The sequence below is a fragment of the Paenalcaligenes hominis genome (assembly GCF_041359055.1).
In the GTDB taxonomy this organism is placed as follows: domain Bacteria; phylum Pseudomonadota; class Gammaproteobacteria; order Burkholderiales; family Burkholderiaceae_B; genus Paenalcaligenes; species Paenalcaligenes hominis_A.
This window is the reverse complement of the sequence record NZ_JBGJKZ010000006.1, coordinates 129992-150185: the sequence shown is the minus strand read 5'-3', so window position 1 is coordinate 150185 and position 20194 is coordinate 129992. Positions and strand designations below refer to the sequence as shown.

The following is a 20194-nucleotide window of genomic DNA, read 5'->3' as shown; positions in this document are numbered from 1 at the left end:
GCTCCGTAAACAAAAGAATCTGTAACAATAATTTGGCGCTGAGGCTTACTACATCGGTTACATTTTAGTAGTTCGCTAAACTACAAGGAGTTGCATTATGAATATGCTGAAACTAACAAAAATGGCTGCGAGTGTAGGTGTAGTCGCTATGTTGGCAGGGTGTGTCACTACTGATTCACAGGGCGGTCGAACTGCTGTGGGAACAGGCGCAGGTGCCGCACTAGGTGCAGGTCTAGGTGTATTGATTGGTGATAGCAGCAAAGCCGCTGCCATTGGTGCTGGTATTGGTGCTGTGGCTGGGGGTATTGTGGGCTATAACTGGAAAGGCATCAAAGAAGACGTACAACAATCAGGTGCAACGAGTCTAGGTGTGGATGTTACTGAAATGCCAGACGGTAGCTTGCGCGTTAATATCCCAAGCAATGTGTCTTTCGATTCAAGCAAAGCCGTATTAAAACCAGAGCTATTACCTGTTTTAGATAGTGTAGCTCGTGCATTGGTTCAGCACCCCGAGTTACGTGCTAAAGCAGTGGGTCATACTGACAGCACTGGCGGAGCCGATTTAAACCAGCGTCTTTCTAACGAGCGTGCTTATGCCGTTACCAATTACCTAACCCAGCGTGGTGTTCAGGGTAGTCACTTAATGGCCGAAGGCCGTGGCCCGAACGCACCTATTGCTGATAACAGCACGCCAGCTGGCCGTGCGATGAACCGTCGTGTCGAGCTGTATTTATACGCTGTACAGCAGTAGTTTTTAACTACTTTAAGCCCAACAACAAAAAACTGAGCGCATATGCTGCGCTCAGTTTTTTTATACCCTACCAACCAAGCTGATTGGCTTAGCTGTAGGAATTAGGCCTCGTGATAAAGTTTAGCGCCAGTTTTCAGAAACTCGATGGATTTTTCCTCCATGCCTTTTTGTAGCGCAGAGCTTTCGTCTAAGCCGTGCTCTTTGGCGTAATCACGCACGTCTTGCGAGATTTTCATGCTACAAAATTTAGGCCCACACATAGAGCAGAAATGGGCCACTTTCATAGAGTCTTTAGGCAAGGTTTCATCATGAAAAGCACGAGCGGTATCGGGGTCTAAGCCTAAATTGAACTGGTCTTCCCAACGGAATTCAAAACGGGCTTTAGATAAGGCATTGTCACGAATGGCAGCAGCCGGGTGGCCTTTGGCTAGATCAGCAGCATGCGCCGCGATCTTATACGTAATAATGCCGTCTTTGACGTCTTTTTTATTGGGTAACCCAAGGTGCTCTTTGGGCGTGACATAGCACAACATAGCCGTGCCATACCAGCCAATCATCGCTGCGCCAATTCCTGACGTAATGTGATCATAGCCTGGGGCAATATCTGTGGTCAGTGGGCCTAAGGTGTAGAACGGAGCCTCGTGACAATGCTTTAGTTGCATGTCCATGTTCTCTTTGATGAGGTGCATGGGAACATGGCCGGGGCCTTCAATCATGACTTGGACGTCGTGTTTCCAAGCGATTTGGGTTAGTTCACCTAAGGTTTTGAGCTCAGCAAACTGTGCTTCATCGTTAGCATCGTAACCGGAACCTGGGCGTAAACCATCACCAAGAGAAAAGCTAACGTCATAGGCTTTCATGATTTCACAGATTTCCTCAAAGTGCTCGTAGAGGAAACTTTCCTTGTGATGCGCTAAGCACCATTTAGCCATAATGGAACCGCCGCGCGACACAATGCCAGTCATGCGGTTGGCGGTGAGGGGCACATACGCCAAACGTACCCCTGCATGAATGGTGAAGTAGTCCACCCCTTGCTCGGCTTGTTCGATTAGGGTGTCGCGGAAAATTTCCCATGTAAGGTCTTCGGCGACGCCATTTACTTTTTCAAGAGCTTGGTAAATAGGCACCGTGCCAACAGGTACGGGCGAGTTGCGCACAATCCACTCACGGGTTTCATGAATGTTTTTGCCCGTGGATAAATCCATAATGGTGTCGCCACCCCAACGCGTGGCCCAAGTCATTTTCTCCACTTCGTCGTAGATAGTAGAGCCTAAGGCGGAGTTACCGATATTTGCGTTAATTTTAACCAAGAAGTTGCGTCCAATAATCATGGGCTCAATTTCAGGGTGGTTAATATTCGCTGGTAAGATGGCGCGGCCTTCAGCGATTTCTTTGCGCACAAACTCGGGAGTAATTACGTCTGGTATGTGTGCACCAAAGCCTTGGCCGGGATGAGAGCGTGTTAGGCGTGCTGCCATACGCTCGCCTTCGGGACCGCTATTGCGCAAAGACTCAATATAATGCTCACGACGTAAGTTTTCACGAATAGCCACGAACTCCATTTCTGGGGTAATAATGCCTTGGCGTGCATAGTGCATTTGCGTAACATTTTTACCTGCTTTAGCACGACGCGGCTGGCGGCTTAGTTCAAATCGCATGGATTTAAGGGCCTCGTCGGTTTGACGGGCGCGACCGTATTCGCTGCTTAGGCCGCTTAGGATTTCGGTATCATTACGTTCGCTAATCCACTTAGCGCGCAGGGCGGGTAGACCTTTACGAATGTCGATTTGACTCGTGGGGTCGGTGTAGGGGCCACTAGTATCGTATACCGTAATGGGTGGATTTTTTTCATCGCCAAAAATACCACCCGTGTCACTTTGAGAAATTTCACGAAATGGCACACGAATATCGGGTCTAGAGCCCACTTCGTAAACTTTGCGTGAATTAGGTAAAGGTTTGATAGCTGCAGCATCGACCGTTGCGGTGCGGGCTGAGAACTCTGGATTTTTAGTCAAGATTCGCTCCAAAATAAATTAATGGAGCCGAGGGGAGGGGTGTGAAGTCGCCTAGGAACTAGGCTGTGACACGCTCCCAGCATCGGCATTATCCGTACTGGTACGAAGGGTTTATCTCAACCACATGCCTGAACATAAAACAGCTTCAGGCAGGCAGTACCCCCGCGTGCAAACAAGTATATAGGATTTAATGAGGTCTTTTATATAACCTAGGGATAACCCTTTGAGAGGCTAGGTGACGGCGATTATTTCTTTTTTTGGGGCCAAGAAAGTAGCAAGGCTTTTATCACGTTCTCTATTGTGGTGAGTTGCTGCTCATTAAGTTGCAATAGGTCATCAGGACTTACCCCTGTAAAGGGCCAGCTGTGGCTGTAATTAGGGGTGGTTTCTTGTAAAGTAGAGAAAATAGGTCCAGTACCTTGTTCTAGCCAGGTGGGGCTGACTTTTAGTATTTTCGCAAGGCTCAATAAATTGCGTGCGTGCAGGCGCGTGCCAGCCTCATAACTAGCAATTGTGCTCTGCGATAAGCCACACAAAGTTGCTAGTTGATTTTGGGTATAGCCGCGTAATCGACGGGCATAAAGAAGACGCTCAGCAAATGTATTCACTCCTATATTGAACGACCTATTTTAAACGCGTTGGTGGTAATCACTATCACTTTTGTGATGTTAGAATGAAGCCTTTATCATCGATGTAACAGCGTCGTTCTTTTCGTAATAAAAGGATAGGAAATGCTTGCACAATCCGCCCCTACTATTATTTGGTATCAGCCGCACCAGTCCGCACGTAGCGCTGCACTCCAGAGCCGCCAAGATGACTTACGCGCTGCGGGTTTCGAGGTTGTTGTCTATACCGAGCCCAGATCGTTTTATCCCGCTGCCACAAAAGCATTTCATTCCGTTGGCACAGTTAGTTCCATATTATTTATGATTTCTGGCCTAGAAAATGAAAGTCTGGCGGCTATTTCACGTCTACGCATGCATAGTGGTTACTTACCTATTATGGTGGAGTTATCCTCTTTTAGCGAAGAGCTTGCTTTGCAAGCCTTATATAGCGGGGCTGATGATTATTGCATTTTTGAGACTAGCACGGCACTTTGGGTGGCAAAAATAGAATGCTTATTACGCCGTGTTCGGGTACCTAGCAATCAACGTCCTTTAACTATGGCTCCTGTGGCTCCTGCGGTACCTACAATCCCGGAAAAGAAATCAGAAATCTGGCATCTCAAGGACGATGGATGGACTTTAGTTAGCCCAGAGGCGCATAAATTGGCCCTCACCACTACAGAACGGCAGTTTTTGCATACCTTGTGTAGCCAAGCCGATCGCCGTGCCAGCCACGAACAGTTATTACAAGCTATTAGCGAAAAGAACTCGATAGAGTCAGCAGCTATCTCTGGGCATAACCGATTAGGTGTAGTTATTAGTCGGTTAAAGCGTAAAGCTGCATCGGAGGGCCTCACCTTGCCTATTCGTTCTATTTACAAATGGGGCTATATGTTTGGCGCTCCGATTCAGATAATGTAAAAGCTTATTGGTAACGGCTTAAATTAAGGTCATCAACCCGTATCTCTGGCTCTTTGCCCGAGATAATATCAGCAATTACACTTGCGCTACCTGTGCTCATGGTCCAACCCAAGGTGCCATGGCCTATATTTAAAAATAGGTTTTTAGCAGGGCCTTTACCAATAATAGGCACACTATCTGGGGTTTTTGGACGCAAGCCAGTCCAAAAGTTCACTTCTTTTTTTTCATGGCTAGCCTTAGGGAATAAGTCATTTAATACCATTAATAACGTAGCTTGGCGTTTTGGATTAAGTGTTTTATCAAACCCAGCCACTTCGGCCATACCGCCTACCCGTATCCGGTTATCAAAACGGGTTAAAGCAATTTTATAGCTTTCATCTAACAAGGTAGATTGTGGGGCAAACTTAGGGTCTGCAATAGGCACAGTAATGGAATAGCCCTTTAAGGGGTAGACCGGAATCGGGGCAATATTGCGTAATAACGGTCTAGACCATGAGCCTAAACATACCAAATACGCATCGGCGGTAATTAGCTGCCCATTGCTAATGACGCCGCTAATGGTGTCGCCTTGGCGTTGGATTTGTTGAATGGACTCATTAAATCTGAACTCTACCCCAAGCTCTTCTGCCATTTTAGTCAGCGCTAAAGTAAATAAGCGGCAGTCGCCCGTTTCATCATCGGGTAAGCGCAGCCCGCCTACAAATTTTTCTTTGACTAGTTCTAAAGCTGGCTCGGCACTAGCGAGCTGATCACGTCCTAAAAGCTGGAAGGCAACGCCCATTTCCTCTAGAACACGCATATCGGCTTCGGAAGCTGCCATCTGTTGATCTGTACGAAACAGTTGTAGTGTGCCTTTTTGGCGCGCTTCGTATTGAATATGCGTGTCTTCTCGTAGTTTGGCTAAGCATTTGCGACTGTAGTCAGCAACGCGTACCATTCGTTCCTTGTTGGTTTTGTAATTGGCGGGGGTGCAGTTTGCCCACATTTTTAGTAACCACTGCAACTGATATAGGCTGCCGTCAGGTTTAAAACTAAAAGGAGGGTGTTCAGCAAATAACCATTTAGCAGCTTTTAAGGGAATGCCTGGGGCTGCCCAGGGTGAGGCGTAGCCGAAAGAAACCTGCCCAGCATTGCCAAAGCTGGTCTCCATGGCTGAGCCTTCTAAACGATCGATAACGGTGACGCTGTGGCCTTGTTTGGCTAAATAATAGGCGCTACAGACCCCTGCAACGCCAGCGCCTAGCACAAGCACTTTCATGATTTTTCCTTAGTGATAAGGCTTTACTTTGAGTAGTTGACGACCATGTTGTCGCGATGAATGAGTTCGGCATCTGACATAGAGCCTAATAAGTCAGCAATGGCATGACTTGGAGAGCCCATAATACGCCGCGTGTCTGCGCTGGAATAGTTGATAAGACCACGGCTATGTTCAACGCCGGATTCATCAATACATGCTACAACATCCCCGCGGTTAAAGTCACCTATGACGGCGGTGACGCCGATGGCTAATAGGCTTTTATGGTCTTCTTTCAGGGCTTTGATGGCACCAGCATCGAGGCGAACTTTGCCGCGCACGCGTAAATGGCTTGATAACCATCGTTGGCGCGCACTTTGTACAGGTAGCTCGGCTCGTAGTTCGGTGCCTATGCACTCACCTTGGGCCAGTCGCACTAATACATTAGGCTCATGACCTGAAGCGATAATAGTGTCGCCACCGCTATTAGCCGCCCGTTTAGCCGCGAGGACCTTGGTGATCATACCGCCCGTCCCAACACTGCTACCTGCTCCGCCTGCCATTTTTTCCAAAGCAGGGTCGCCGGCTTGGGCATGGGAAATAAATTGAGCATCGGGGTTAGAGCGCGGGTCGGCACTGTACAGTCCCGATTGATCGGTAAGAATAATAAGGGAATCGCCCTCGATAAGATTAGTGACTAAAGCACCTAGGGTGTCATTGTCACCTAGACGAATCTCATCGGTAATCACGGTATCGTTTTCGTTCACGATAGGCACTACACCTAAGTTTAAAAGCGTATAGAGGGTACTACGAGCGTTGAGATATCGAGTGCGATCCGCCAGATCTTCGTGCGTTAATAACACCTGTGCAGTTCGTATGCCATGCTCGGCAAAAGCCACCTCGTAGGCTTGAATTAAACCCATTTGCCCTACGGCTGCCGCCGCTTGTAGTTCATGCATAGCGGTAGGCCGACGCGGCCATCCTAAGCGTACAATACCCTCGGCAATAGCACCGCTGGAAACCAACACCACTTGTTTGCCTTGTTGATGCAGCTGTGCAATTTGAGCAGACCATTCTTTGACCGCAGCGCGGTCAATGCCTTTGCCTTGGTTGGTGACCAAGGAGGAGCCGACTTTCACTACTAAACGTTGGGAGTCAGCAACTACCGATGTTGTCGCATGAGACATAAATGAACCATTAAAAGTAAAGCGAGATCAATTGACAAGTTAAACCTCTATGATAATCCCGCTTTTTCATGTTGTGCTGAGCTTTTACTCGTCTTGATCAATGTTTTGTCGATTTGGCTTAAAACGCGGATCGTCAGGCTCAAAGTCGGCCTGTGCTTCATTTAACAGACGTTGTTCTTCGGCCTGTTGTTGATCAAGCCAACTTTGAATTTTTAATACCAAAGTCTGAGTGCCTTGACCGGTGAGGGCAGACATTTCAAAAACGGGGCCTTTCCAGTTTAAACGCTCGCACAAAGCCGCTTTAAACGCAGTGGGGTCTTCAAGCATATCAATCTTGTTGAGTGCTAACCAGCGAGGTTTTTTATAGAGTTCTGGGTTGTAGAGACGTAGTTCTTCGACAATGGTCTCTATTTCCTCGACAGCTTTTTCTAGGGGATCGACCTCGGGGTCTAGATGGCTGACATCCACAATATGCAGCAATAAACGTGTACGCGATAGATGCCTGAGAAACAGATGACCTAGACCAGCCCCCTCGGAAGCGCCCGAGATTAAGCCAGGTAAATCGGCAATCACAAAGCTATGCGCGGCTGAACTACGTACCACCCCTAAGTTAGGGTGTAAGGTAGTAAATGGGTAATCAGCAATACGTGGTCGTGCATTAGAGACCTGACTGATAAAGGTAGATTTACCGGCATTGGGTAAACCTAGCAACCCAACGTCAGCCAATACTTTAAGCTCAAGGCGAAGTTTGCGTTGCTCACCTTCGGTGCCGTTGGTGTATTGGCGGGGCGCTCGGTTAATACTGCTTTTAAAGTGCAGATTACCCAAACCGCCTTGGCCGCCTTGGGCTAGAGTGACTTGTTGATCGTGGTGATCTAAGTCAAAGAGTAACTCGCCGGTTTCGGCATCGTATATAGTAGTGCCCACAGGAAAACGCAGCGTAATGTCTTCACCTGCGGCACCGTATTGGTCTGAACCACGACCGTGCTCACCGTTGCGACCTTTGTGCAGGCGTGCGTAACGGTAATCAATTAGCGTGTTTACGTTACGATCAGCAACGGCAAACACGGAGCCGCCTCGACCGCCGTCGCCGCCATCAGGGCCGCCTTTAGGGATAAATTTTTCGCGTCTAAAAGAAGCAGCGCCATTGCCTCCTTTTCCGCCTTGTACTTCAATGGTGGCTTCGTCTACAAATTTCATATTCTTTCCATTAATAGTCGCTTGGGCTTATTGCGGTGTTTGGAACCAGCAGATGAGCAATAAAGCGTTCATTTTGTAAGTCTAATACCGCGCCATCGAATTCTCTAAAGCATAAGGTAGCCACTTGCTCTCCGGCCAGCCAGCCCCCTAGGATCATATTGGGGCGGTCAGCGACATGGTGTGGTGGGCAGTATTGTTGGTACACCATGGGTTCTGCCCCATAGTGACCGTCTGTTTGGGTGATAACGTGGTTGTTTTGCACAATTTGGATGTTTTGACTTAGTCTACCAATAACAGGCTTCACCACGTAATCTAAATGGTTGGCAATAAAATAATCGGGACTCAGTTCGGTATGTAAATGCGGTACATGAGCCCACCGTGCTGCAAAATCAGGGTCTTCCGCCAGTAAAAAACTGGCCCATGCCAAAAGCCCTTTGTGCGACATAAACCAACGCCATGCGGGTTCGAAAAAATGCACATTTTTATACCAATGGGGCCAATGAGCTAATACATCTCGGCCTGAGCTCCACATTTCTTCCCAAGGTAACAGCATGAATACCGCATCAGGTGGCGTTGCGACCCCATCAATACGAAACGGTTTTTCAATATCTAATAAGGTGTGATTCAAGCTTTCAATGGTGGTGAAATACACCTGTGCCCCTACAGCATCTAATACCTGAGCAATGGTTTCTGAGGTGGTGCTGTCTTCAATATAGCTGACATCGCAGACCACCGCGATGGTTTTACCAGCTAGACCACGGAAGCGGTTTTGGGTGATTTCCCACCATTCATTAGCTTGATTATCGGCTTGGCCCAATTCAGTCACAATTTTATTTTGTAAATTGATGGACTCAAACAACATCACAGGGGTATCACCGTTGAACTCATACACGCCCACGACCTCACCCGTATCCGGGTCAACCACTGCATCTAAGCGCCCGTAAATAGCGCTAGAGGCGGGAGTAAAAGCAGTGCGGTTCTGTGTGTGATCCACAAAAGTCGCTTTGGCATAATCCACAAATGCCCCAAACCCCACATCATGCGCAGCAGAGCAATCGAACCAATAGCGGAGCTGATCCATAGGTAGCTCAAAGGCTTGCTTGAGTGCGTCCTTGAGCATTTGATAGTACTGGCTCAATTCGTGTTGAATACGCTCTGCATTGGGCTCCTGAACCACATATAAAGGCAAATCTGCTTGGTTTTCTAAAAAAAACGAAAAGCAATTCTGAATGTCTTGATGTAGTTCGTCCTGCTGATTGTAGAGCGTTTGGCAAAAAGGAAGCTCGGACGCAATTAGCTCATCCAGCTGCAAGGGCACGGAGGCATAAGTAAGAGAAATAGCGCTCATGAAATACCTAAAAGAGATTAACCGCCGCTACTATAGCCACTAGAACGCACACCTGAGCTGCTAAAAGTACCGCCTTGGCTTTGACCAACAGGAGGGCGTGCTGTAGCAGGACTACGGTTTAAGGTATTGGTGTTGGCTGGTGTTTGGCGTAGCTGTTGGGCTCGCGTGGCGCTATTGGCGCGATAAGCGGAGCTTTGAATGCGTCTTTCTCGTTCATGCGCTTCGCGCGTCATCTGTGTACTTTTACCTGCACCTGAAAACGCATTGCTCAGCAAATAACCGGCTAACATGCCGCCAAGCATAGGCGCGATGGCCGAGCTCCAATCAAAGCCAGATGAGGCCTCGGGGTTGTCTGCTTTAGCTTTGGCTTCGGCTTCTTGCATGGTGGCGTTGATGACGTCTGCTGGGGCTTCCCATGTTTCAATAAGCCCGGCATCCGTGACTCGAGAAACCACCATAGTACGTTGTTGGTTTTCATCCAGTTTGAAATAGACATCAATCACACTGGGATCGGTGCTTTTTAGCTTTTCTAGCAAAATGCGCGTGGTTTCGCGCTCGGCATTAAGCTGATCAAGAACGTGTTTAGCAGCCTCGGTGTCTTGGGCAATCGCAGGAAGCGGCGTGGCGCTGAGCCAAGCGCTAGTGGCAATGAGACCTAATAAAGCGGGTTTTTTAAACATAATTGATCGTACTTTACAATAAAAAAACTGCACCTCTGACGTGGAACATAGTCCTGCAGATGGGTGCAGTTTTTAGTTTCGGTAAAAACCGAAAGGCTTATTCAGCGGCGATAACAGAAACTGTACGCTTGTTGAGCGCGCCTTGAATGCTGAATTTGACTTGACCGTCTACTAGAGAGTAGAGGGTGTGGTCTTTACCCATGCCCACGTTAGAGCCGGGATGGAACTGTGTACCACGCTGACGCACAATGATGGAACCAGCATTGATAGCTTGACCACCATAAACTTTGACGCCTAGACGTTTAGCCTGTGAGTCGCGTCCGTTTCGCGTAGAGCCGCCGCCTTTCTTTTGTGCCATGTTAATGCACTCCTATTGGTAATACCCGTTCGTATCTAGATTAAGCGTTAACGGCTTCGATACGGATTTCGGTGTAGTTTTGACGATGACCTTGGGTGCGACGGTAGCCCTTGCGACGGCGCATTTTGAAGATCTTGATCTTGTCGTGACGGCCTTGTGCAAGAACAGTAGCAGTAACCTTGGCACCATCAACAAAAGGAACACCAATTTTAAGGGTGTCGCCTTCGCCTACGGATAGAACCTGGTCTAGCGAGATTTCTTGCCCAATGTCTGCCGGTATCTGTTCTATTTTCAATTTTTGGCCAACGGCAACACGATATTGTTTGCCGCCGGTTTTTATAACCGCGTACATAGGGATTTCCTATAAAAAACGATAAATCGTCAATTAATTAAATAGTCAAAATTTAGTCTAAATAAAAATAGACTAATTAAGCATTATAAAACGTAAAAATCAAGTAAAGCAAGCTACTAGCCGCCTTTAAGTGCAAATAGCAACAAAGGGAATCATCATCACGGAAAGCGCTTAAATGTAACGGATTGAATCAACTAAGGCCCTGAAACAGGTGATTTATAGAGACAGCGTGCTTTTTAATTACATTTGCAATGATTTTGCCATGGTTATTTAGAGAGATATGCGTAAGGTAGAAACTGTAATCTACTCTAATGAAAACCAAGTTGGCTCAGTTTTATACACACCGCTGTAGGAGTGACTATGAATAAAGATATCTTGGAAGGCAAGTGGAAGCAGCTCAAGGGCAAGGCCCAAGAAAAATGGGGCAAAATTACCCATGATGAGTTGGATCAAGTAAATGGTAATTTACGGCAGTTAGCTGGCTTAGTACAAGAACGTTACGGCAAGACTCGTGAAGCAGCCGAAGAAGAAGTAAAGCGTTTTTATGATGACAATCCTTAAAGCGATCTGATCTGGTTAGCAATGATTCAACTTTAAACAAGCCCAAATTATCTGCCTGTAGGTGTTCTGTTTAGGAGAGAGATATGTTGCATTACGCTTTGATATTTTTTATTGTCGCTATTATTGCCGCGGTCTTAGGTTTTGGTGGTATTGCCGCAGGTGCGGCTTCGATAGCAAAGATACTGTTTTTTGTATTTATTGTGCTCGCAGTGCTTAGTTTACTGCGTGGATTAATGAGTAAGTAGAAGTAGGTTGTCTCCGTCGTTTTGAGAGTGATGTAGGTATTTATAGCCCGCCTTTGGCGGGCTTTTTTTGTTCGGTGTGGGAAGGGGGCAGTGCTAAGTGCTTAATTAAAAATAAGGAGAGGAGTGGAGCAGCTAGCCCCACTCCTTGGGCGTTAGGCCAACCAACGCTTACGGCGACGGTAGTGCTTGACGTTGTGATAATCCACACGATCCGAACCGCCAAGATAGAACTCTTGGACGTCTGGGTTTTCTTTAAGTACGGCAGCCTCGCCGCTCATGACTACGTTACCGTTTTCAATTAAATAGGCGTGATCGACGAACTCAAGTGCTGCGGCAGCATTTTGTTCGACTAAGAGCACACTCATCTTGTTTTCTTGGTTAATTTTGCGGATGATACCGAAGATTTCTTGGACTAGGCGGGGTGATAAGCCCAAGCTAGGTTCGTCTAACATAAGGAGCTTAGGCTCTGTCATAAGAGCACGGCCTATGGCTAACATTTGTTGCTCACCCCCAGACAAATAGCCCGCTTTGGTTTTTTGAAATTGGGTTAGACGTGGGAAGTAGTCGTAGACCATGTCACGCAGCTGCTGTAGGCGCGCCCTAGAGCCACCACTGCGATAGGCTGCCAGTAGGTTATCGTCCGGCGTTAAATGCCCAAAAATGCGGCGTCCTTCCATGACATGGACTAAGCCCATTCCAACACGCTTGGGTGCACCATAAGGCAAAATGTTTTCGCCTAAAAACTCGATAGAGCCCCGAGTAACTTCACCACGCTCAGGGGCCAGAAGCCCACTGATGGATTTGAGCGTGGTGCTTTTACCTGCGCCGTTAGAGCCGAGAAGGGCAATCATGCCCCCTTCGGCCACATGAAGTGAGACACCGCGAATGGCTAAGAACACTTTGTCATAGACCACTTCCACGTTGCTCAGTTTTAGCATCAGCGACCCTCCTTAAAAGCAGCAGCGTCTTGACGAATGGATTCCCAAACAATGTCTTGGTAAGGGTTGCCCCAGTCGTTTAAGGGGGCCCATTTTTCGCCATCCCAATGTGAAACGCGCCCAAATCCGCCCCCTTGGTGGTCTTCAGTGCTAAAGCTGAGCGGTGGCAGTAAGCCTTTTGCATCATAGTCTTTGATCATTTCAAAGCCTTGACGTAGTTTGTCGCCATCAAGAGGTGGGCCAAATTTTTCTAGGGCTAAACGGGCGGCCTCCACAGAAACGGCCATGGTGGCGACCCCCACGTTGTAATAGGTGCGGCCTACGTTTTCTTTAGGGCCAGAGCCATGACCTGGTTCAATAACCTTGGTGATGATTTCTTGGATTAATTCGGAGTCCGTACCGTTTGCAGTACCTTCAAATTTACGAATACCTTTAGCAGTGTCTTTGCCTACGGACTCCATATCTGCTTCAGCGAGCCAGACTACAGAGTGAATTTTTTCTGGCGCAATGCCATTACGGATAGCTTCGCGTACTGACACGGCTTGACCACCGCCTGCACCCCAGATAATTACTTGATCAGGACGGAAACGACGCACCTCGGACCATGTAGAGGACTGTTCATTGCCTGGGCTTGCATAGGGGAAGGTACGCAAAGTGAAATCCAGTTTTTCCGATAGTTTTTCTAAAACTGGAATAGGTTCACGCCCGAAAGGGGAGTCGATGTAAACGTGCGCTACTTTTTTACCTTTTAACCCCCCTTCGTGTTGCTCCATGTAATCAATGAGCGTGGCGGCTTGGGACCAATAGGTTGACATAACAGGGAAGACATAGGGGAAGGTTTCACCATCACTGGCGTCGCCACGACCATGGAAGGCTGTGATCATGACGACTTTGTCGTCTAGCACACGGTTAACCATGGCGCGAGCAACGGGTGTACTGAGAAAATCAAACAGAATGGCCCCGTCACGCTGTGCTCGGTTGTACGCCTCAATACCCCGCTGTGGTTGATTACCTGTGTCCGATGACGTGTATTCAATTTTTTGCCCTTCAATACCGCCCGCGTCGTTAATCATGCGTAAGTAGTCTTTTTGGCCTTGGGCATACTCATTTGTTAAGAAGGTATACACCGCGGTGTAATCAAGAGGGGCGGCGAATTTAATGGGGTCGTTGGCGTGGGCAACCCCGAAGCTCATGGCACTAGCGACTAAAGCGGCACCGAAGGCCAATTTGCGCATGGAATGTCTCATCGTAGTCTCCTAAATAGAGTGGTATGACTGTTTATGATTACAGCTTAGAGTGGCGGAAAGGCCAGACCAACAGATAGTTTCTGATGTTGTCGTAGATCTTTCCTAAACCCAGAGGTTCAAACAACAAGAATCCAACAATTAATGCCCCGTAAATCATCAGAGGAATATGGGCCAGTAAATTAGTGGATACATCAAGCCAGCCCATGCCGGACAACATAATCACAGCGTTTGTTAGCAAAATGGGCACAAGAAGCACAAAACCAGCCCCTAAATAGGCACCTAGTACACTACCTAAACCGCCTACCAGTACCATTGCTACGAGCTGTACAGAAATATTGAAGTTAAATTGTTCGGGGGTAACGGCTTGGTAATAACAAAAAGCTAAAATGGCACCCGTAACCCCGCCTAAAAAAGAGCTCGTAAAAAAGGCTACTAATTTAAAGCGCACTACATTAATGCCAATTACTGCGGCAGCATAATCCTTGTCACGTACCGCAACTAAGGCCCGCCCAATACTGGAGCGTTTAATATTAAGAATTAATAAAGTGATAAACACTACCCAAAGTAATGCCAAGTAATACCGCGCCATGTCGGATTTAAGTGCAACAAATAAAAAAGTCGTTGCGGGGGTTTGAAGAGTGGCTTGAGCGCCTCCGCTAATAACGGGAACATTCACAATGGTCCAGTCCACTAAGTACTGCATAGCCAAGGTTGCCATGACTAAATACAAGCCTTTAACACGTAAAGCGGCGGCCCCAAACACACTACCAATAAGGGCTGACATCAAACCAGCCCCTAATAAAGCTAGCTCTAACGGTACGCCGGCTCGTGTTAAGTGAATACTCGTATAAGCCCCAATCGCCATGACAGAAGCAAAGCCAAAGTGCAATTGTCCGGCGATACCCATTAATAATGTTAGGGAAAGCGCAGCGGCACTAAGGATTAGCCACGGCATAATGTAGCTAGAAAGATAAAAATTGCTAAAAATAAAAGGTGCGGCTAGGCCTAGCGCCAGCAGAAAATAGACTTGATAACGATCAGCCGGAATAGGCCAAAGCTGACGTGCTGTTTGATAGCGTGTGTGGTGAATACCAGATAAGCGATAAAACATAGTTACACCCTCTCAATGTCTTCACGGCCTAAAATACCGTAGGGACGGAGCATAATAGTGAATAGAATAATGAGTGAGGTCACTACATCTCGGGTACCGCCTCCTGCGATTTCATCAATGTAGCCGGGGATCACACTGCCTAAAACCCCTACAATTAGCCCCCCAATAAGTACCCCTAGAACGCTATCAAGACCGCCTAATATCACTACTGCAATGGCGGGGAAAAGCAGTTCGGATAAGGTCCAATCTACCCCTTGTACCGACCCCCATACCACCCCAGCGGCTAATGCCGAAATACCGGCGATGCCCCAGGAAATGCCAATAGCACGCTCTACAGAGATGCCCACTGACCAGCTAGAAATATGGTCATCAGACACGGCGCGTAATTTAGTACCTAAGCGGGTACGGAAAAACAAACCAGAAGCAGCAATAAGCAGTAAAGCAATCACCCCGCCTAGTAAGTAGACGCGGTTAATAAATACATCACCAATAATAATAGGGGCTAATGACATCCCAATATCGAGTTGTTTAGGGGCAGCACCCAGAAAGCCTGGCCCAAAACCACGGAGGAAAATCTCTAGACCCAGAGTTAACATCACGATCATGATGATGGGCTGTCCCACCATTTTGCGTAATAAAAAACGCTCGGCCAGCATGCCAAATGCAAACATGACGACTGCGCCCAACACAATGGCGAGTGTCATGGGTACCCCATAACTATTGAGGATCCAGACCACATAAGCGGCTGACATAACCATCGCGCCTTGAGCCAGATTGGGCACACCAGCAGATTTATAAATCAAGACCACACCTAGCGCGACTAAGCTATACATCAAGCCCGTTAGTGCGCCGTTAATAAAAAGTTCGAGGAAATATGCCATGCTTAATTCCTTTTTCCAGTGGTGTTATGAATACGTAATGTGCGCTTGAGCACACCCGTTTCACCGGTTTCGTACACAATCGGGGCTTCGAAATCGATGTGATCATGGTTGTTATACATGGCTTCAATAATGGCACCGTAGGTTTGATCAATCACGTTACGGCGTAGCTTGCGGGTGCGAGTCACTTCACCGTCGTTAGCATCGAATTCTTTGTGTAAGTTAACAAAGCGCTGAATACGTAGTGGTTCAGGTAAAAGCTGATTCACTTTTTCAATTTGCTCTCGAACCATTTCATAGGTTTTGGGGTGTTGAGAGAGCTCTGCATAAGACGAATAGGGCACACTGTTTTCTGTGGCCCAATGACCTACTGCCTGAAAGTCTATGCAGATAATGGCGTTCAAGTGGTTGCGGTCTTTACCTAATATGCAGGCGTCTTTAATGTAATGGCTAAACTGCAAACGGTTTTCAATATAGGTGGGAATAAAACGTTCTTTTTGGGCGGTATAAACCACCTCTGAAACGCGACCTAATACAACCAGTTGCCCATCGTCCTCTAGATAGCCTGCATCACCTGTATGCATCCAACCATCACGCAAGGTTTCTGCCGTGTCTTTGGGTTGGTTGTAATAGCCGTCAAAGACGTTGTCGCCACGCATGAGGATTTCGCCATCATCATTGATTTTGATTTCCACACCGGGGAAAGGTCGCCCTACTGCGTGTAGTTTGACCTCGTCAGCAGACTGAGCGGCGGCCAAGGCGCAGTTTTCGGTTTGCCCATAAAACTGCCTAAGATTAAGCCCCAACGCACGGAAGAATAAGAACACCTCTTCGCCAATGGCTTCACCTGCTGTATAAGGGCGTTGCACACGTGATAAACCCAAGCGGTCTTTAATGGGGTTATAGATTAATTGGCTACCTAGCCAATACCACATTTTTTGACCTAAGGATGGCTGTTTACCCTCTAGACGCTGCCGCTCTAGGCGTAAAGCAAAATCCATAAAATGATGATAGATTTTTTGTTTGAACGGGGATGATTCATCAATGCCGACCTGAATACGGGTTAGCATCGTAGACCAAGCGCGTGGTGAACAAAAATACAGTGTGGGTGCAATTTCGCGTAGGTCGTTTTGCGACGTTTCCTGACGCTCGGGAATATTAACCACAAACCGTAAGGCCAAAGCTGCGCCGATAGAGAAAATAAAGTCGCCTACCCATGCTATAGGCAGATAGGCCATATGCACCTCGCCTTCGGTGAAGTAGCCCGCATTAGCAGCGTTGCGCACCCCATACAAAATGTGACCGTGTTTTAATGGAATCCCTTTGGGTACTCCGGTGGTGCCAGAGGAGTGCAGTAGTGCTGCTATGTCATGAATAGAGGGGCGCGCCAAAAGATCGGCCTGTAATTGCGGTGTTTGAGCTAAACGGTTTTGCCCCATTTCCACTACATCGTCAAAGGCTATGGTCAGGGGGTGTGCTTGTTGATCTAAGCCCCGTCGGTCGTCGTAAATGATTTTTTCTATTAACGAACCCGTCTCTTGAAGCTCGACCACATGCAAGAGCTTATCGACTTGCTCTTGGTCTTCAGCTACGGCAAAACGGATGTTTTCACGTTGAATTTGGCCTGAGAGCTCTTCGGGGGTAGTGTCGGGGTAGGCGGGTGATGGGATAGCACCTACCGCAATTGCCCCAAGCATGGCAAAGTACAGAGCAGGACGGTTATCGCCCAAAATAAGGATTAAATCATCGGCTTTCACACCAAGTTGTTCTAGACCCGCAGCAAAGCCCAGAACTTGATCTAAGTATTGCTGCCATGTGTATTCTTGCCAAATGCCGTGATCGCGTTCGCGCATGGCGACTTGGTTTGGGTATTGTTTGGCATTGTGAGCAAGCAAGCTCAGTAAGTTGTCTTCGTCCTTCCAGTGTGGATGGAGTTGACGGGATTGTTCACGGGCATTAGGCGCTGGCATGGTCTACCCTCCCAATATAAGCTGCTACCACAGTGGGGTCGCTAATTGCCTCGAGCGGCAAGCCTTCTTTAATTTTTTCACCGTTATTTAGCACCACTAAGCGGTCGCAAATAGCAGTGACCACATCCATGTGGTGCTCAATAAGTAAAATAGTCAATCCCAGAGCTTCTTTGGCATCCAAGATAAAGCGAACCATGTACTCTTTTTCTTCTTGGTTCATGCCAGCCATGGGCTCGTCTAGAATTAAAAATGTGGGCTCAGCGACTAAAGCACGTGCTAGCTCTACGCGTTTTTGCGTTCCTAGCGGAATCACGTCAACCAATTCGTCGCGTACATCTTCGAGCTGAAGCAGGTCAATAATTTCTTCGACTTTGTGCCTATTCAGTATTTCTTCTTTTTGGGCCAGACCCCAATAAAACATGGCACTAATAACGCTGGGTTTCATGAAGTTGTGTCGGCCAAGCAAGATGTTGTCGAGCACACTCATCCCTTTAAATAACGCTACATTTTGGAATGTACGCGCTATACCGAGCTGAGCAATTTCATGGGGGCGCATGCGTTGTACCGGCCGCCCTTGATACAGGATTTCACCCTCTTGAGGAGGAAAAAAACCCGTAATGGCGTTAACGGTGGTGGTTTTGCCAGAACCGTTGGGGCCAACCAAGCCTAGAGTTTCTCCTTTGCGAATTTCCAGCGTTACATGTTTGACTGCATGCAAGCCACCAAACCACCGACTGATGTTGTGGCACGCTAAAATCACCTCGTCTTGTTTAGGTATTGACGTTAACGTTGACGTTAAGCCCATGTTGTCTCCCTATAAGCAGTGCAGAAAATTACACTGTCTAATCGTTTATAGATGGTTTATAGACCGAGTTTTATGATGGCATCTGCTGCAAGCAGCTCTTTGGTCGATTGATGTTCTGTGCTGGGAAAGGTGGTGTAGCACAACACATAACGCGGAATTTTGTAATGCGCTATTTGACCCTGACAGTATTGACGTAAGCTATCGGCATCTAGGCTGTGACCGTCGTGTAAACGTACTGCCACGCAGAGTTCTTGGCCCATACGCTGATCGGGAACCCCAAATAAAATGAGTTCCTTTATAGCGGGATGGTGACGTAAAAAACTGTGCACTTCAGCCAAGTAGATGTTTTCCCCGCCCCGAATAATCATGTCTTTGATGTTGCCCACGATTTGACAGTAGCCCTGCTCGTCGAACTGAGCTAAATCGCCGGTATAAAGCCAACCGTCTTTGATGACCTGCTGGGTGAGGTCGTCGCGTTGCCAATAACCTTGCATGACGTGATAACCGCGTACGCAAAGCTGACCAACCGTATTGATAGGGACTACATTGTTGTGCTCATCGACCACCTGTGCCTCGATGTGGGGTTGAACTTGGCCTACGGTACTGACCCGCAGTTCGAGTGGATCAGATAGTGCTGTCATGAATGAAATGGGTGAGGATTCAGTCATGCCGTAGCCAATAAGCACCTGAGGCATATGCAGTTCAGTGGTGACGCGCTGCATGATGTCTATAGGGCAGGGTGCCCCAGCCATAATTCCTGTACGCAATGAGCTGACATCGGTGTGAGGGCGTTGAGGGTGATCGAGTAGGCTAACAAACATTGCGGGGACGCCGTATAGGGCGGTACAACGTTCGGTCTGAATAGCAGATAAAACCTGTGCTGGATCAAAGCTTTGGTCGGGGTAAACTATGGTAGCCCCATGTGCTATAGACGCCATATTGCCCATTACCATGCCAAAACAATGGAAAAGTGGTACTGGAATGCAGACCCTATCGTTGGGTGTGTACTGCATTTGCTGACCAATAAAAAAACCATTGTTAAGCAGATTGAAATGAGTGAGGGTAACGGGCGCAGCAAAAGTACCCAGAGCGCTACTGAATTGGATGTTGCAAGGGTCTTGGGCTTGGACTTGGCGTTGAGCTTGGGTGAGTTGTTCGGGATTGAGCTTTGTGCCTTTGGCTTTTAGTTGGGCAAAGCTCAGCATGCCGGCTGGGGCGGGATCTTCGATTTGGATTACATAGCGTAGGCTAGGAATGGCTTGAGCGTGTAGCTCGGCAGCATTGTGATGTTCGAGCTCGGGCAATAGAGCCTGCAGCATTTGAGTGTAATGGCTGCTTTTGAATTCGGTTTGGAATACCAGGGCTTTGGCTTGAACCGCATTGAGCTGTTCGGTGAGCTCGGCGGGGCGAGCAGACGGGTTGATATTAACCAAGATAACACCCGTTTTGGCACATGCTAGCTGGGTAACTAGCCAAGTGCTGCTGGTATTGGCCCAGATAGCGAGACGATCGCCAGACTTGAGCCCAATAGCCAATAGTCCTGCTGCAGCTTGCTCAACCTGCGTATGGAGTTCTTGCCATGTCCAGTGAATGTGTTCTGCACAACTAACAAGAGCATCGTGGTTCGCGTGGGTTTTTACGACTCTGTCAAAATAATCACCAATGGTTTCATGGGTGAGTGCAACTTCGGTACTGCCGCGTACATAGCTCTTGCGACTCATTCGTCTCCTCCTGCTACAAATACTACGGGTATGAATTGCAGTCTTCCCTGCCGTGCTTGACCGCAGG

20 protein-coding genes are annotated in these 20194 nt (G+C 47.8%); 4 read left to right on the top strand and 16 right to left on the bottom strand.

What is annotated here, in order from left to right; all coding sequences use genetic code 11:
• The first annotated feature begins 148 nt into the window (after positions 1-148).
• The gene (locus tag ACBP46_RS12930) at positions 149-751 is read left to right on the top strand and encodes an OmpA family protein (RefSeq protein WP_371017177.1); all 603 of its coding nucleotides are present in this window, start codon (positions 149-151) and stop codon (positions 749-751) included.
• Between the two features lie 101 nt (positions 752-852).
• Here the strand turns inward: ACBP46_RS12930 and thiC are convergent, their stop codons facing one another.
• Both thiC and ACBP46_RS12920 read right to left on the bottom strand, forming a co-directional pair.
• Positions 853-2766 carry a phosphomethylpyrimidine synthase ThiC gene (gene thiC / locus ACBP46_RS12925; RefSeq protein WP_371017130.1) on the bottom strand — a complete coding sequence of 638 codons (1914 nt, stop codon included), beginning with the start codon at positions 2764-2766 and terminating at the stop codon, positions 853-855.
• Between the two features lie 245 nt (positions 2767-3011).
• Positions 3012-3374 (bottom strand): helix-turn-helix domain-containing protein, encoded by a 363-nt coding sequence (locus tag ACBP46_RS12920; RefSeq protein ID WP_371017129.1) that lies wholly within the window; start codon positions 3372-3374, stop codon positions 3012-3014.
• Between the two features lie 123 nt (positions 3375-3497).
• Here ACBP46_RS12920 and ACBP46_RS12915 point away from each other — a divergent pair, with 123 nt between their 5' ends.
• Positions 3498-4292 (top strand): winged helix-turn-helix domain-containing protein, encoded by a 795-nt coding sequence (locus ACBP46_RS12915; RefSeq protein ID WP_371017128.1) that lies wholly within the window; start codon positions 3498-3500, stop codon positions 4290-4292.
• A gap of 4 nt (positions 4293-4296) precedes the next feature.
• On the opposite strand, the gene ACBP46_RS12910 is transcribed toward ACBP46_RS12915, so the two are convergent.
• The 7 genes from ACBP46_RS12910 to rplU all read right to left on the bottom strand — a co-directional run bounded on the left by ACBP46_RS12910 (position 4297) and on the right by rplU (position 10651).
• Positions 4297-5550, bottom strand: coding sequence for a D-amino acid dehydrogenase (locus ACBP46_RS12910; RefSeq protein ID WP_371017127.1), 1254 nt, complete (start codon positions 5548-5550; stop codon positions 4297-4299).
• Positions 5551-5573: 23 nt separating this feature from the next.
• Positions 5574-6713 carry a glutamate 5-kinase gene (gene proB, locus ACBP46_RS12905; RefSeq protein ID WP_371017126.1) on the bottom strand — a complete coding sequence of 380 codons (1140 nt, stop codon included), beginning with the start codon at positions 6711-6713 and terminating at the stop codon, positions 5574-5576.
• 84 nt (positions 6714-6797) lie between these two features.
• Entirely contained in the window at positions 6798-7913 is a 1116-nt protein-coding gene (obgE, locus tag ACBP46_RS12900) for a GTPase ObgE (protein WP_371017125.1), read from the bottom strand.
• A 10-nt stretch (positions 7914-7923) separates the two neighbouring features.
• Positions 7924-9261 carry a glutathionylspermidine synthase family protein gene (locus tag ACBP46_RS12895; protein WP_371017124.1) on the bottom strand — a complete coding sequence of 446 codons (1338 nt, stop codon included), beginning with the start codon at positions 9259-9261 and terminating at the stop codon, positions 7924-7926.
• Between the two features lie 17 nt (positions 9262-9278).
• Positions 9279-9941, bottom strand: coding sequence for a hypothetical protein (locus tag ACBP46_RS12890; RefSeq protein WP_371017123.1), 663 nt, complete (start codon positions 9939-9941; stop codon positions 9279-9281).
• A gap of 97 nt (positions 9942-10038) precedes the next feature.
• A complete protein-coding gene (gene rpmA, locus ACBP46_RS12885) occupies positions 10039-10299 on the bottom strand; it encodes a 50S ribosomal protein L27 (protein ID WP_371017122.1) in 261 nt (86 codons plus the stop codon).
• Between the two features lie 40 nt (positions 10300-10339).
• Positions 10340-10651 carry a 50S ribosomal protein L21 gene (rplU, locus tag ACBP46_RS12880; protein WP_167661600.1) on the bottom strand — a complete coding sequence of 104 codons (312 nt, stop codon included), beginning with the start codon at positions 10649-10651 and terminating at the stop codon, positions 10340-10342.
• Between the two features lie 360 nt (positions 10652-11011).
• Between rplU and ACBP46_RS12875 the strand changes: the two genes are divergently transcribed.
• Both ACBP46_RS12875 and ACBP46_RS12870 read left to right on the top strand, forming a co-directional pair.
• Complete coding sequence (locus ACBP46_RS12875; protein ID WP_371017121.1) at positions 11012-11212, top strand: CsbD family protein; 201 nt, start codon at positions 11012-11014, stop codon at positions 11210-11212.
• A gap of 83 nt (positions 11213-11295) precedes the next feature.
• Positions 11296-11457 carry a DUF1328 domain-containing protein gene (locus ACBP46_RS12870; RefSeq protein WP_077733899.1) on the top strand — a complete coding sequence of 54 codons (162 nt, stop codon included), beginning with the start codon at positions 11296-11298 and terminating at the stop codon, positions 11455-11457.
• A gap of 152 nt (positions 11458-11609) precedes the next feature.
• Here ACBP46_RS12870 and ACBP46_RS12865 read toward each other — a convergent pair whose 3' ends face one another.
• From ACBP46_RS12865 to ACBP46_RS12835, 7 genes are read right to left on the bottom strand one after another with little or no spacing between them, the layout of a single operon-like run.
• A complete protein-coding gene (locus tag ACBP46_RS12865; protein ID WP_371017120.1) occupies positions 11610-12395 on the bottom strand; it encodes an ABC transporter ATP-binding protein in 786 nt (261 codons plus the stop codon).
• Positions 12395-13642: an ABC transporter substrate-binding protein gene (locus tag ACBP46_RS12860; RefSeq protein WP_371017119.1), complete on the bottom strand. Its 1248-nt coding sequence runs from the start codon at positions 13640-13642 to the stop codon at positions 12395-12397. The genes ACBP46_RS12865 and ACBP46_RS12860 overlap by 1 nt, the downstream gene beginning before the upstream one ends.
• A gap of 37 nt (positions 13643-13679) precedes the next feature.
• Complete coding sequence (locus tag ACBP46_RS12855) at positions 13680-14753, bottom strand: branched-chain amino acid ABC transporter permease (RefSeq protein ID WP_371017118.1); 1074 nt, start codon at positions 14751-14753, stop codon at positions 13680-13682.
• Positions 14754-14755: 2 nt separating this feature from the next.
• A complete protein-coding gene (locus tag ACBP46_RS12850) occupies positions 14756-15634 on the bottom strand; it encodes a branched-chain amino acid ABC transporter permease (RefSeq protein ID WP_371017117.1) in 879 nt (292 codons plus the stop codon).
• Between the two features lie 2 nt (positions 15635-15636).
• Positions 15637-17601, bottom strand: a complete 1965-nt coding sequence (locus ACBP46_RS12845; RefSeq protein ID WP_371017116.1) for an AMP-dependent synthetase/ligase — start codon at positions 17599-17601, stop codon at positions 15637-15639.
• Positions 17588-18406 carry an ABC transporter ATP-binding protein gene (locus ACBP46_RS12840; protein WP_371017115.1) on the bottom strand — a complete coding sequence of 273 codons (819 nt, stop codon included), beginning with the start codon at positions 18404-18406 and terminating at the stop codon, positions 17588-17590. Before ACBP46_RS12840 ends, ACBP46_RS12845 begins: the two co-directional genes overlap by 14 nt.
• 56 nt (positions 18407-18462) lie before the next feature.
• Positions 18463-20127, bottom strand: coding sequence for an AMP-binding protein (locus ACBP46_RS12835; RefSeq protein WP_371017114.1), 1665 nt, complete (start codon positions 20125-20127; stop codon positions 18463-18465).
• Positions 20128-20194: the final 67 nt, after the last annotated feature.